Origin of the sequence: Histidinibacterium lentulum (assembly GCF_003789055.1) — a bacterium.
Classification (GTDB): Bacteria; Pseudomonadota; Alphaproteobacteria; order Rhodobacterales; family Rhodobacteraceae; genus Oceanicola; species Oceanicola lentulus.
Window position 1 is genome coordinate 233,948 of record NZ_ML119081.1, and the last position, 13,301, is coordinate 247,248.

11 protein-coding genes and 1 tRNA gene are annotated in these 13,301 nt (G+C 64.8%); 5 read left to right on the plus strand and 7 right to left on the minus strand.

Annotated features, from left to right (window positions below):
• Positions 1-23 precede the first annotated feature (23 nt).
• Positions 24-527 (minus strand): PRC-barrel domain-containing protein, encoded by a 504-nt coding sequence (locus EAT49_RS01145; protein WP_185020603.1) that lies wholly within the window; start codon positions 525-527, stop codon positions 24-26.
• A gap of 172 nt (positions 528-699) precedes the next feature.
• Here EAT49_RS01145 and EAT49_RS01150 point away from each other — a divergent pair, with 172 nt between their 5' ends.
• Positions 700-1,149, plus strand: coding sequence for a cupin domain-containing protein (locus EAT49_RS01150; RefSeq protein ID WP_123640445.1), 450 nt, complete (start codon positions 700-702; stop codon positions 1,147-1,149).
• Positions 1,150-1,733: 584 nt separating this feature from the next.
• Here the strand turns inward: EAT49_RS01150 and EAT49_RS01155 are convergent.
• Positions 1,734-5,375, minus strand: coding sequence for a vitamin B12-dependent ribonucleotide reductase (locus EAT49_RS01155; protein ID WP_123640447.1), 3,642 nt, complete (start codon positions 5,373-5,375; stop codon positions 1,734-1,736).
• Between the two features lie 507 nt (positions 5,376-5,882).
• Here EAT49_RS01155 and EAT49_RS01160 point away from each other — a divergent pair.
• Complete coding sequence (locus tag EAT49_RS01160) at positions 5,883-6,374, plus strand: hypothetical protein (protein WP_123640448.1); 492 nt, start codon at positions 5,883-5,885, stop codon at positions 6,372-6,374.
• Between the two features lie 99 nt (positions 6,375-6,473).
• Here the strand turns inward: EAT49_RS01160 and EAT49_RS01165 are convergent.
• The 4 genes from EAT49_RS01165 to pdxH form a co-directional block, all read right to left on the minus strand.
• Positions 6,474-6,550: transfer RNA gene (locus tag EAT49_RS01165), tRNA-Pro, on the minus strand.
• A 48-nt stretch (positions 6,551-6,598) separates the two neighbouring features.
• The gene (locus EAT49_RS01170; protein ID WP_123640802.1) at positions 6,599-7,075 is read right to left on the minus strand and encodes a DUF192 domain-containing protein; all 477 of its coding nucleotides are present in this window, start codon (positions 7,073-7,075) and stop codon (positions 6,599-6,601) included.
• The gene (locus EAT49_RS01175) at positions 7,075-7,614 is read right to left on the minus strand and encodes a cold-shock protein (protein ID WP_123640450.1); all 540 of its coding nucleotides are present in this window, start codon (positions 7,612-7,614) and stop codon (positions 7,075-7,077) included. The genes EAT49_RS01170 and EAT49_RS01175 overlap by 1 nt, the downstream gene beginning before the upstream one ends.
• 141 nt (positions 7,615-7,755) lie before the next feature.
• Positions 7,756-8,361 carry a pyridoxamine 5'-phosphate oxidase gene (gene pdxH, locus EAT49_RS01180; protein ID WP_123640451.1) on the minus strand — a complete coding sequence of 202 codons (606 nt, stop codon included), beginning with the start codon at positions 8,359-8,361 and terminating at the stop codon, positions 7,756-7,758.
• Positions 8,362-8,522: 161 nt separating this feature from the next.
• On the opposite strand from pdxH, the gene fabI reads away from it, so the two are divergent.
• The gene (gene fabI, locus EAT49_RS01185) at positions 8,523-9,347 is read left to right on the plus strand and encodes an enoyl-ACP reductase FabI (protein WP_123640452.1); all 825 of its coding nucleotides are present in this window, start codon (positions 8,523-8,525) and stop codon (positions 9,345-9,347) included.
• 114 nt (positions 9,348-9,461) lie between these two features.
• Positions 9,462-9,965 (plus strand): xanthine phosphoribosyltransferase, encoded by a 504-nt coding sequence (gene gpt / locus EAT49_RS01190; protein WP_123640453.1) that lies wholly within the window; start codon positions 9,462-9,464, stop codon positions 9,963-9,965.
• Between the two features lie 75 nt (positions 9,966-10,040).
• On the opposite strand, the gene EAT49_RS01195 is transcribed toward gpt, so the two are convergent.
• Positions 10,041-10,304: an usg protein gene (locus EAT49_RS01195; RefSeq protein ID WP_123640454.1), complete on the minus strand. Its 264-nt coding sequence runs from the start codon at positions 10,302-10,304 to the stop codon at positions 10,041-10,043.
• A gap of 242 nt (positions 10,305-10,546) precedes the next feature.
• Here EAT49_RS01195 and gyrA point away from each other — a divergent pair, with 242 nt between their 5' ends.
• Entirely contained in the window at positions 10,547-13,258 is a 2,712-nt protein-coding gene (gyrA, locus tag EAT49_RS01200) for a DNA gyrase subunit A (RefSeq protein ID WP_246003739.1), read from the plus strand.
• Positions 13,259-13,301: the final 43 nt, after the last annotated feature.

Below are 13,301 nucleotides of genomic sequence, written 5' to 3' on the forward strand. Positions count from 1 at the left end.
GGGATTGCTTCGAGGGACGTGCCTCAGAACCAGTTTTCACCGACATCGGGCAGGTTCTGCAGCTCTTCCTCGCTCAGGCGGGTGACATAGCTGTAGGAATTGGCGTCGCCGCTATCCATCAGCTTGATGTCGCCCAGGTTGACCAGCACGTGGCTGTCACCGATGTCGAGGAAACCGCCGGTCTCGACGATGATCCCGGTCATCCGTCCATCGGGCGAAATGGCGACATCGGCGATGTTGCCGATCTGGTCGAGCTCGGCCTCGGCGCCCTCGTAGGTATCCCACGACATCCACTCGTCGTCCCCGACCTCGACGGTGTAGACCACGCCATCGGTGATCTCGCTGACGCGGATCAGGTTTTCCATGTTGGCGTCGCTCATGCGGCCCGACTCGTAGCCCGCCATCTGCGCGCCGTCCCCGTTCATCGACATATCGCCTTCGGAGGCGGTGTCCTGGGCCAAGGCCGCGCTCCCGAGCCCGAGAGCGAGGGCGGCAGTGGCGCTTGTCAGTTTCAACGCATGGGTCATGGCTGATCTCCTTGTCGTTTGCTGTTGTCGGTTCTGATCCCACAACAGCCCGGATTGCCCTATGTTCCGGGTCCGGACCCGAAAGCCGACCGGCGCCATGACCGACCGGCGGGGTTGCGGGTAGAGGGTCCGGTGGTCGACACTGCGGGCAAGGAGCGTCAGGAGCGGGATCATGCAAGAAGCGACCGAAGGGCCGAGCGCGGCGCGGATCATCACGCTTCTCGGGCTGATACCCCATCCGGAGGGTGGACATTATCGGCAGACGTGGGAAACACGCGCCAAGGACGGCACGCGGTCCACTGGAACGGCGATCTACTTTCTGCTTGCCGAGGACGAGACGAGCCATTGGCACCGCGTCGATGCGGATGAAGCCTGGCACTTCTACGCGGGCGCGCCGCTGATCCTGTCCATGGCCGAAACGGAGCAGGGTCCGGCGTCCGAGCATGTGCTCGGTCCGGATCTGATCTCGGGCGCGCGCCCGCAGGTCGTGGTGCCCGCGGGTCACTGGCAGGCAGCGCGCTCGACAGGAGCGTGGACGCTGGTCGGCTGCACGGTCAGCCCCGGCTTCCGCTTCGAGGGGTTCGAGCTTGCGCCGCCCGGATTCTCGATTCCGTCCGGCTGACGCCGTCCGGCCTAAGCGGGGCGGCGCGCCCGGACCCCCGAGGATACTTGAAGACCAGAGAACAAGGGACCGGAGCGCGCGCCCCGTCGGTGCGCCCCCCCGAGGGGCAGAGACATGCGGCACAGAAAAAAGGGGGCCGAAGCCCCCTTTGAGTTTTGCCGTTCAGGCTCGATTTATGTACCGCCCGGTTTCTGCCTGCGGCCTGAACTGCATGCCCTCCTCGGAGGGCGGGCACGGGAGGGGAGCAATACTTGCCTGACTGCCCGGTCCCCCCGTATCTGATTAAGTATCGTCGTCTCGGCGCAATTCGAATGAACAGGGTACATCCGGAAGACCGTGATAACCGACCATTCTATTTCCGTAGTGCGCTCTCAGTCCGTCCAGATACCTGAAGGAGACAGACGATTTCCAACCATCAGTGAGCAGCCGTAGGTGTACAATCCCGGTCCCTTTTTCGAACCTACGCAGAAGGGCCAGCGGAACATGATAGTCGGCTGATGATACATCCCCAGTGACTCTGATCGAAACAGGCTCGACATGTTCACCAACAGTCAGGTGCGCAGCGATTTCCATAATTACTCTCCTCAGCTACACCCGCTCGTCGCGCCGCAGGTGTTGCACTTCATGCAGGTGCCGTTGCGCACGAGCGTGTAGTTGCCGCATTCGCCGCAGGGGTCGCCCTCGTAGCCCTGCATCTTGGCCTTGTCCCGCGCTGTGAGTGCCAATGTGGAGGTCGCCGCGGCGGCGCCGGCCTCGGGCACGAGGCTTTGCAGCGTCGCCACCGGGTCGCTGCCGGCGAAGGCCACCGCCCCGCCCGCCCCGCCGTTCAGCACCATCAGCTCCTGAGGCACCCGCTTGCGGATGTAGCCCGAGGAGGCGACCTGCCGCAGTACGTCGATGGGCGAGGCCGCGCGGCTGTCGGGGACCTCGCGGATGTTCGACACGCCCTCCTCGGCGCCACGTCCCACGTCGTCGAAGCTGACGCCCTCGGGCTTGACGTGGGCGAGGTCCGTGCGGTCGAGGTAACTGACGGCCAGCTCGCGGAAGATGTAGTCGAGGATCGAGGTCGCCGACTTGATCGCCGCGTTGCCCTGCACCATGCCCGCGGGCTCGAACTTGGTGAAGGTGAAGGCATCGACGAACTCCTCCAGCGGCACGCCGTATTGCAGGCCGACGGAGACCGCGATGGCGAAGTTGTTCATCATCGCCCGGAAGCCTGCGCCTTCCTTGTGCATGTCGATGAAGATCTCGCCGAGGCGCCCGTCCTCGTATTCGCCGGTGCGCAGGTAGACCTTGTGGCCGCCGATCACCGCCTTCTGCGTGTAGCCGCGCCGGCGGTGGGGCATTTTCGAGCGCTGGGTCCGCTCGACTTCCCGAATGATGATCTTCTCCACGATCTTCTCGGCCAGAACGGTCGCCTTTTCGGGGATGGAGCCGGTTTCCAGCGCCTCGCGCGCCTCTTCGTCATCCTCGATCAGCGCCGATGCCAGCGGCTGGCTCAGCTTGGAGCCGTCGCGGTAGAGGGCGTTGGCCTTTGTCCCGAGGGACCAACTCAGCTCGTAGGCCTTCTGGCAGTCTTCGATGGTCGCCGTGTTCGGCATGTTGATCGTCTTCGAGATCGCGCCCGAGATGAAACTCTGGGCTGCCGCCATCATCCGGATGTGGCTCTCGACGCTGAGGAAGCGCTTGCCCTTCTTGCCGCAGGGATTGGCGCAGTCGAAGACGTTGTAATGCTCCTCGCGCAGGTGCGGCGCGCCTTCCAGGGTCATGGTGCCGCAGACGTGGTCGTTGGCGCCGTCGATATCCGCTTTCGCAAAGCCGAGATGACGCAGCAGATCGAAGCCGGGGTCCGACAGCTCCGCATCGCCGAGGCCCAGGGTCTTGCGGCAGAACTCGTCTCCCAGCGTCCACTGGTTGAAGACGAAGCGAATGTCGAAGGCCGAGGGAAGGGCCGCCTCAACCTTCTCGATCTCGGCATCGCCGAAACCCTTCTGGCGAAGCATCGCATGGTTGATGCCCGGCGCGTTGCCCATGGTGCCGTGGCCGACGGCATGGGCCACGATCTCCTCGATTTCGGCGGGGCCGTAGCCCAGCTTTTCCAGAGCCGCCGGAACGGACTGGTTGATGATCTTGAAATACCCTCCGCCCGCGAGCTTCTTGAACTTCACCAGCGCGAAGTCGGGCTCGATACCGGTGGTGTCGCAATCCATCACGAGACCGATGGTGCCCGTGGGTGCGATCACCGTGGCCTGTGCATTGCGATAGCCATGGGCCTCGCCAAGGTTCAGCGCCTCGTCCCACGCGGTGGCGGCAAGGGCGGCGAGCCGTCGGTCCGGCACGTTGTCCCGGTCGAGGGCGACCGGCTTCACCGCCAGCCCCTCGTAGCCCGAGGTCTCGCCATAGGCGGCGCGGCGGTGGTTGCGGATCACCCGAAGCATGTGCGCGCGGTTCTTCTCGAAACCCGGGAATGGCCCGAGCTCGGCGGCGATCTCCGCCGAGGTGGCGTAGCTGACGCCGGTCATCAGCGCGGTCAGTGCCCCGCCCATCGCCCGGCCCTCGGGGCTGTCGTACCCGAGTCCCATGTTCATCAGCAGGCCGCCGATGTTGGCATAGCCGAGGCCGAGCGTGCGGAAGTCATAGGACCGCTGCGCGATCTCTTTCGACGGGAACTGCGCCATCATCACGCTGATCTCGAGGGTCAGCGTCCAGATGCGGGTCGCGTGCATGTAATCCTCTGCCCGGAACTGCCCGTCCCTGTAGAAGGTGAGCAGGTTCATGGAGGCCAGGTTGCAGGCGGTATCGTCGAGGAACATGTACTCGGAGCACGGGTTCGAGCCGCGGATTTCGCCGTCCTCGGGGCAGGTATGCCAGGCGTTCACCGTGTCGTGGAACTGGATCCCGGGGTCTGCGCAGGCCCAGGCGGCATGGCCCACCTGCTCCCAGAGGTCACGGGCCTTCACCGTCTTCGTCACCGATCCGTCGATCCGGGAGATCAGGTTCCAGTCGGCATCCTCCTCGACGGCCTTCAGGAAGGCATCGGTAACCCGGATCGAGTTGTTCGAGTTCTGGCCGGAGACGGAGTTGTAGGCCTCGCTGTCCCAGTCGGTATCGTAGGTGGGGAAGTGGATGCTCGTATGCCCCTGGCGTGCATAATCGAGCACCCGCTTGACGTAAGTCTCTGGAATGGCGACCTTCTTGGCCTCGCGGATCGCCTCTTTCAGACCCCCGTTCACCTTGGGATCGAAGGCGTCGGCCTCTGCCCCGTCCCAGGTGCGGATGGCCGCGAAGATCGCGTTGAGCTTCTGCTCGTGCATCTTCGAGCCGGCCACGATCGAAGCGACCTTCTGCTCCTCGATGACCTTCCAGTTGATGAACTGTTCGATATCGGGGTGATCGGCGTCCACGATCACCATCTTCGCCGCCCGCCGCGTGGTGCCGCCTGACTTGATCGCACCGGCGGCACGGTCGCCGATCTTCAGGAACCCCATGAGGCCCGAGGACTTGCCGCCGCCCGACAGCCGCTCCCCCTCGCCGCGCAGGGAGGAGAAGTTGGTGCCCGTGCCCGAGCCGTACTTGAAGAGCCGCGCCTCGCGGACCCAGAGGTCCATGATCCCGCCCTCGTTCACCAGATCGTCCGCGACGGACTGGATGAAGCAGGCATGGGGCTGAGGGTGCTCGTACGCGGTCTTCGACTTCGTGAGCTTCCCGGTCTTCCAGTCGACGTAGTAGTGTCCCTGGCTGGGACCGTCGATGCCATAGGCCCAGTGCAGTCCGGTGTTGAACCACTGCGGAGAGTTCGGCGCGCCCATCTGGGTCGCCAGCATGTAGCGCATCTCGTCGTAGTAGGCCCGCGCGTCGGCTTCTGAGGAGAAATAGCCGCCCTTCCAGCCCCAGTAGGCCCAGGCGCCCGCAAGCCGGTCGAACACCTGCCGCGCGGATGTCTCGCCGCCCATGACGGCACCCTCGGCGGGCTTGCCCCGCCACAGGAACTCCGGCACGCCCTTTTCCTTGATGCGTTCGATCTTCGAGGGCACGCCGGCCTTGCGGAAGTACTTCTGCGCGATGACGTCGGACGCGACCTGGCTCCACGCGGCGGGCACCTCGCACCGATCCAGCTTGAACACGGTGCTGCCATCCGGATTGCGGATCTCAGAGGAAGTGATCCGGAACTCCAGTGCCGAATATGCGTCCTGCCCGGCCTTCGTGAATCGACGTTCGATCTTCATCGCGGTCCTTGTCCTTTTTCCCCCGGAGACGGCTGCTCGCCTCCGTTCGACAACTGCCTCGATCCGCAAGGCGGCGCGTGGTACGGAGGCCGCCGACGCTCCTGCGCCGGCGCCGGTGGACCCGCTGGCCCGCCATGTACCTCTTGAGTAGTCTCGTCCCTCGCGCCGCGGCCCTACTAGATGTAGTGTTCTCGCGGTCGGCCAGCACAAACTGCAGCAACCAGCCCTAGGGGGTCAACGTGAAATTTAGCCTAGATGTGCCTTTTTTAAGATTGACGGGTGAGACAGGCGGTTGTCCCCGATTCCTCCACACGGTGATCCACCGCGCGCCTCTGCGGAGGGGTTCCACCAGCCTCTGAAGTCTTGTGGATAAGTGGCTGCGCGCAGCGGAATTCCGGCTTGCTACGGCAAACGACAATGGGTGCGGCACAGGCGCCGGTCGGCCGGTCTCCCCTATTCTCGGGCGCTGCAATCGTGCAACGCTCCAGTTTCCTGACTGGAGGACTCATGCGCCAAGCGACTCTTTCGGGCATCGCGGCGACGCTGCTGACCGGATGCAGCACCGGCCTCGCACCGCCCGAGCCCCTGCCCCCGCCGCCGAGCGAGAGCGCGCGCCTGCCCGCGCCCCGGCCCGAGGGACCGCAAGCCTTCTTTCCCGAGTTTCCGGAACGGTTGCTCTTTGCCGTTGCGGCGGCCTGGGCCGGGCCGGGCCAGCAGATCGTGCGGCCCGACGACGCAAGCTTGCGCTGCGAATCGCTGCCTCCCGTCGATGCGGCCGCCGCGCTGATTCTCCGCTACGACGGAACCGTCGACGATCTGCCCCGTCTCGTCACGGCCGTCTCGAGCGCGCCCGAGGGCGGAGGTCACCTGGTTCGCACAGACACCTACATCCGCGTTCCGAAACGGACGGGCGGTGTCGAAGTCATCCGCCTCGGCGATGCGGAACTCGACCGCGCTATCCGCTCGGTCCTTGTTCGGGCCGGGGGCCGTCCGCTCTGAGACGAGGCTGCAACGCGACCTGCGAGGGCACCTCTCGGGAGACACAGGATCCGGATGCGCACCGGAGGCGGTCGCGATCAGAGGGAAGCACCGAAACGATGGTCGGGGCGGCGAGATTCGAACTCACGACCCCCTGTACCCAAAACAGGTGCGCTACCAGACTGCGCCACGCCCCGACCGTACCGCACCTCTAAGCGGGTGCGGCGGCTTTGGAAAGGGCTGCCTCAGCTGCAGGGGGCCGCCGCGTCGGGGCCGATGGCGGGATGCTGCAGCAGGTCGCCCGGCTCTATCCCGAGCTGGGCCGCCATTCCGCCGTTGATCTCCAGCACGAACTGCACGTCGTCCCCGCCGGGAATCGACGTCTCGTCGAGGGGAACGGCGTTTTCATGGACCCGTGTGATGGTACCGTCGGGCGCGGCGAAGAGCATGTCGAGCGGGATGAGCGTGTTCCGCATCCAGAAGCTGACCGTTTCAGGTGCGTCGTAGACGAACAGCATCCCTTCGAGGGTGCCCATTTCCTCCACGAACATGAGGCCCTGCGCGCGCTCGGCGGGTTCATCGGCCACGGCAACGGTGAACCGCGCCTGGCCCCAGTCGCCGATCACGGTGACCCGATCCTCTGCGCAGAGAGCCTGGGCCCCTGCCCCGCCCGCTACCGACATCAACGCCAGACTGATCAGTCCGGCCCGCAGCTGCGGCATCACTCGTCGCGCGGCAGTTCCATCGCTGCTTCCCATGAGACCACCTCCGTCGCCATCTTGCCGCGCTTGCCGTCGATGACCCGAAGCCCGACCGCCTCACCGGGCTGCAGGTCGGCAAAGCCCGACCGTCGCAGCACCTCTATATGGACGAAGACATCTTCCGCCAGTCCGAAGATGTTCGCGAAACCGAACCCCTTGGCCTTGTCGAACCACTTGACCCGCGCGGGCCGGACCGGCGCGGCGGCGATCTCCTGGGGATCGAGCCCGGCCAGATCCGCGAGGCCGGAGGAAGACGGAGTCTCGGGCGGCGTTATCTCCAGGACGGCGAGGGCCTGCTTGCCCCGCGGCGTCGTCTGCACCTCGACCACGATCTCCGATCCATCCGCGACCGAGGACTGTCCGAAATTCCGCAAGACGTTCGCATGAAGAAGAATATCCGCTCCACCTTCATCCGAAACGATGAATCCGAACCCCTTGCCGGGGTCGAACCACTTCACGCACCCTCTCACGATCTCAGCGTCGCGGTTGTCTTCCTGCATCCCACCCACGTCCTGCGTAGCTTCTGCACGCGCTTCCCTCGAAGTCGCCGCTGCAGCCTGTCCCCAACAATTCCAGAATGCGCAAACAGCGCGTCCTCGTCAGCAAGGCCAGCGTCCGATCCGGACACATGTCCTTCTCAATCAGGGGTTCAATCTCAGGATCGTCCAGCGCTCCTCCCCCGGGGCTCTCGACCAGCGAAAACGATCGTGCAAGCGGAACGCCCCGTCCGCCCAGAACTCGAACTCCACGGGCCTGATCCGGTAGCCCCCCCAATGGGGCGGCCGTTCCGGGTCGAGCCCAAGGCGCGGTGTGAGTCGCGCCACCTCGGCCATCAGCGCCGTCCTGCTTTCCAGCGGGCGGGACTGGCGCGATGCCCAGGCTCCGATGCGGCTCTTGAGAGAGCGGCTCCGATAATACTCGTCGGCCTTCGGGCCATCCTCACGTTCAACGATTCCGCGCACTCTCACCTGCCGGCGCAGGGATTTCCAGTGCAAGACGGCAGCTGCCTTCGCGGCATGTTCCAGTTCACGGGCCTTGGCGCTATCGTAGTTCGTGTAGAACACGAAGCCATCGTCCTCGATCTCCTTCAGCAGGACCACCCGCACATTGGGAAGGCCGCTCTCGTCGACCGTGGCGAGGGCCATGGCGTTTGGATCGTTGATCTCGCTGGCGCCGGCCTCCCCCAGCCAGCGCCGGGCGATCTCGAACGGATCGTCGCCTGCGAATATGCCTGTGCGGTCGGACATGAAAACCCTGTTCCGGAAAACGGTTGCAAGTCGTAAGCGATTGTCGCGCCGTCCACAAGCGCCCACCAGCGGATGCACGCCGCCTTGAAGCCCGGGGGTCAATCGCCTATTGCCAGCCAAGCCCCGGCGGCGCGGGCTCAACGATGGGACGGGATCGGCAAATGGGCTCTGAACTGATGCGCGGCAAACGCGGCCTGATCATGGGACTCGCCAACGACAAGTCGATTGCCTGGGGCATCGCCAAGGCCTGCGCCGATGCGGGCGCTGATCTTGCGTTCTCCTACCAGGGCGAGGCGCTCAAGAAGCGGGTCGATCCGCTGGCCGCCCAGGTCGGCTCCTCGATCGTGCTGCCATGCGACGTGGCCACAGACGAGAGCATCGACGCGCTTTTCGACGAGCTGAAAGAGCACTGGGACCGCCTCGATTTTCTCGTGCACGCCATCGGCTTTTCCGACAAGTCGGAATTGCGCGGCCGTTATGTGGACACTTCGCGCGGCAACTTCGCTATGTCGATGGACATCTCCGTCTACTCCTTCACCGCCGTCATGCAGCGGGCGGAGAAGATGATGACCGAGGGCGGCTCTGCGGTGACGCTGACCTATTACGGCGCGGAACAGGTCATGCCTCATTACAACGTCATGGGCGTCGCCAAGGCCGCACTCGAGGCCAGCGTCCGCTACATGGCCGAGGATCTCGGCAAGGACGGCATCCGCGTGAACGCAATCTCGGCCGGTCCGATCAAGACACTGGCCGCCTCGGGCATCGGCGATTTCCGCTACATCCTGAAATGGAACGAACTGAACTCGCCCCTGCGTCGCAACGTGACAATCGAGGATGTCGGCGGCTCGGCTCTCTACCTCCTGTCAGACCTCGGTTCCGCGGTCACCGGCGAAGTGCACCATGTCGATGCGGGCTATCACGTCGTGGGCATGAAGGCGGTGGACGCGCCGGATATCGACGTGGTGACGAAGCGCAAGGAAGGCTGATCCCATGGAGGGGCTGACGTTAGCGGAACTGCCGGCTTTAGACGGGACCCTGCCCTTTTCCGCCGTCCTCGTGGCGTTTCCTGACGTCGCCACCCCGTAACAAGGAGATCCTCGATGCAGGACCGTCTGCCCCATGAAAAAGGCTTTCACGTCAGCTGGGACCAGCTCCACCGCGACGCCCGCGCTCTTGCGTGGAGGCTCGACGGTCACGGGCCTGACAACGGCGCATGGCGCGCTGTCGTGGCGATCACCCGCGGCGGCATGGCGCCCGCGATGATCGTGGCGCGCGAGCTCGATATCCGCATGGTCGATACGATCTCGGTCAAGAGCTACAACCACCAGGACCAGACCGAACCCAAGGTCATCAAGTTCCCCGACATGGACGTTGTGGGCGACGGGACGGGCATCCTCATCGTCGACGACCTCGTGGACACCGGCAAGACGCTGGAGGTGGTGCGCTCCCACATGCCCAACGCCCATGTCGCCACCGTCTATGCAAAGCCCATGGGCCGCAATCAGGTCGACAGCTTCATCACCGAGGTGAGCCAGGACACCTGGATCTTCTTTCCCTGGGACATGGCCCTGCAATACGTCCAGCCCTACCGAGGAATGGACTGAAAGTTCCGGGCTCACCCGGAATCCACGCCCGGATGTGCCTGGCACCCGACCGCTGATCGGGCGGCTCGCAAGGGGTCAGTGCAGCGTGAACTCGCCCACCTGATGCTGCCACCGGCCGGGCGCCAGCAGCTTGCGGTGCGTGAACCTGACGGAGTGCAGTGGTCCCTCGATCTCCGCCTTCCAGTAATCCACGAAGGCCATCAGCCGGTCGTGGTCCGGGGCCATGTCGTAGTCCTGCCAGACAAAGGTGTTGAGGACGCTCGGGTAGTCCGGCATCCGGTAGAACATCTCCGCCGTGGTCAGCCCGTAGCCTTTCAGCAGCATCTCGGTTTCGGTCATGGCTCTGCTCCGCTCTTGTCATTCTGTAAGAATCGAAGCACGCGCCCCCGAAAAGTCAACAATAACAAGGTTTTGTCAGCCGTCGTCCTTGGCTGCTGCCAATGCGGGGCGAGCCGCCCACCAGCCGCCATTGCACCCCAGTCCTTGATAATGGTATAGCATTTTCAACAAGATATAGTCCTCGGACCAGAACAGGCAGTGACGTGAGCGACGACGATCAACATCCTGAAAACGATGACGAAATGGGCGGCGGGCCCAAGGCTCCGGCAAGTCCCTCGATCTCGATCGAGGACGAAATGCGGACGTCGTACCTCGATTACGCGATGTCGGTCATCGTGGCGCGGGCGATTCCGGACCTGCGCGACGGATTGAAGCCGGTGCATCGCCGGATTCTCTACACGCTCTGGGAGAACGGCCAGGTCAACACGAAGCCCTATCGCAAGTCCGCGACCGCTGTGGGCGACGTCATGGGCCGCTACCACCCTCACGGCGACAGCGCGATCTACGACGCACTGGTGCGGATGGCGCAGGACTTCTCCATGTCGCTGCCTCTGATCGACGGCCAGGGCAACTTTGGCTCCATGGACGGCGATCCGCCCGCGGCCTACCGCTACACCGAAAGCCGCCTCGACAAGCCTGCGGAAAGCCTGCTGACGGATATCGACAAGGACACCGTCGAATTCGTCATGAACTACGCCAACGAGCGCAAGGAGCCGATGGTCCTGCCGGCGCGCTATCCCAACATCCTCGTCAACGGGGCCGAGGGGATCGCGGTGGGCATGGCGACCCGGATTCCGCCGCACAACCTCGGCGAGGTGATCGACGCGACGCTGGCGCTGATCGAGAATCCCGACCTCACGAGCGAGGACCTGATCGAGTATGTCCCCGGGCCGGACTTTCCCACCGGGGGGCTGATCCTTGGCCGGTCCGGTGCGCGCAAGGCCTATCTGACGGGCCGCGGCTCGGTGCTGATCCGCGCCAAGACCCGGGTCGAGGAGCTGCGCAAGGATCGTTTCGCCATCGTGCTCGACGAGATCCCCTATCAGGTCAACAAGGCCTCCATGATCGAGAAGATCGCCGAGGCCGCCCGCGACAAGAAGATCGAGGGCATCGCCCATGTGCAGGACGAGAGCGACCGTCACGGCGTCCGCGTCGTGGTGGAGCTCAAGCGCGACGCGACGCCCGAAGTGGTGCTGAACCAGCTCTTCCGCTTCACCCCGATGCAGGTCTCCTTCGGTTGCAACATGCTGGCGCTGAACGGCGGCCGCCCAGAAACGCTGACCCTGCGCGGGTTCCTGTCGGCCTTCCTCGACTTCCGCGAGGACGTGGTCGCACGCCGGACCGCCTTCGAGCTGAACAAGGCGCGGGACCGCAGCCATATCCTCTGCGGTCTTGCCGTCGCCGTCTCCAATGTCGACGAGGTCGTCGCCACCATCCGCAGCTCCGCCGATGCCGCCGAGGCGAGGGAGAAGCTCATGGCGCGCCGCTGGCCCGCCCATGACATCGCCGATTACATCCGCCTGATCGACGATCCGACCCACACGATCAACGAGGACGGCACCTACAACCTGTCCGACCGGCAGGTCCGCGCCATCCTCGATCTGCGTCTTCAGCGCCTGACGCAGCTCGGCGTCAAGGAAGTCACCGACGAGCTCGAAGAGCTGGCCGCGAAGATCAAGGACTATCTCGACATCCTCTCAAGCCGAGAGCGCATTCTCGCCATCGTGTCCTCCGAACTGCAGGAGGTGAAAGACAGCTTCGCCGTCCCGCGCCGCACGGAGATCGTCGACTGGGCCGGCGACATGGAGGACGAGGACCTCATCGAGCGCGAGGACATGGTCGTCACCGTCACTCAGGGCGGCTACATCAAGCGCACGCCGCTCGCCGAATTCCGTGCGCAGAAGCGCGGCGGCAAGGGCCTCGCCGGGGGGGATCTCAAGGAGGAGGACGTGGTCACCACGCTCTTCGTCGCCAACACCCACACCCAACTGTTGTTCTTCACCACCGACGGCATGGTCTACAAGCTCAAGACCTGGCGGCTGCCCCTGGGCGCGCGCACCTCGCGCGGCAAGGCCATCGTCAACATCCTGCCGATCCCCCAGGGCGTCAGCATCGCCGCAATCATGCCGGTGGACCGCGACGAGGAGGAATGGGCCGATCTGAACATCGTCTTCGCCACCTCGGCCGGCGACGTACGCCGCAACCGCCTGTCGGACTTCACGAACGTCATGCGCAACGGCAAGATCGCCATGAAACTGCCCGAGGACGGATCGGTCAGCCTGATCGGCGCGCGCATCTGTTCCGAGGATGACGACATGATGCTGGTCACCGCACGGGGGCGCGCCATCCGCTTCCATATCGGCGGGGTCGACAGCGCGGGCAACCCGACCATGCGCGTCTTCAACAGCCGCAATTCCACCGGGGTGCGCGGCATCCGCCTGCAGGACGGCGACCGTGTCGTGTCCATGTCGGTGATCCGGCATTTCGAAGCCACCCCGGAAGAGCGCGAGGCCTATCTCAAGATGCGCCGCGCGCAGATGGGCGCGCCCGACGACGGCGAGCGCGAAGAGGACGAAGCTCCGGTTGAGGTCGGCCAGCTTCCTCTCGACCGCTTTGCCGAGATGTCTGCGGCGGAAAACTTGATCCTGACCATCACCGCCCGCGGCCAGGGCAAGCTGTCGTCGAGCCATGATTATCCCGTGCGCGGGCGCGGAGGCCAGGGCGTCACCGCCATGGACAAGGCGCAACGCGGCGGGCCGGTGGTGTCCTCCTTCCCGGTCGAACTGGACGATCAGATCATGCTCGTGACCAACATGGGCCAGTCGATCCGGGTGCCGGTGGACGGCATTTCATTCCGCTCGCGCTCGGCCGGCGGGGTGAAGGTCTTCGACACCCGCCCCGGGGAGGAAGTGGCCAGCGTCGCCTGGATCGCGGACCAGGGCGAGACGGAGTGACAGGCGAGGATTCGCTCTTCGTTCCGGCCCTCGCCGGAGCAGC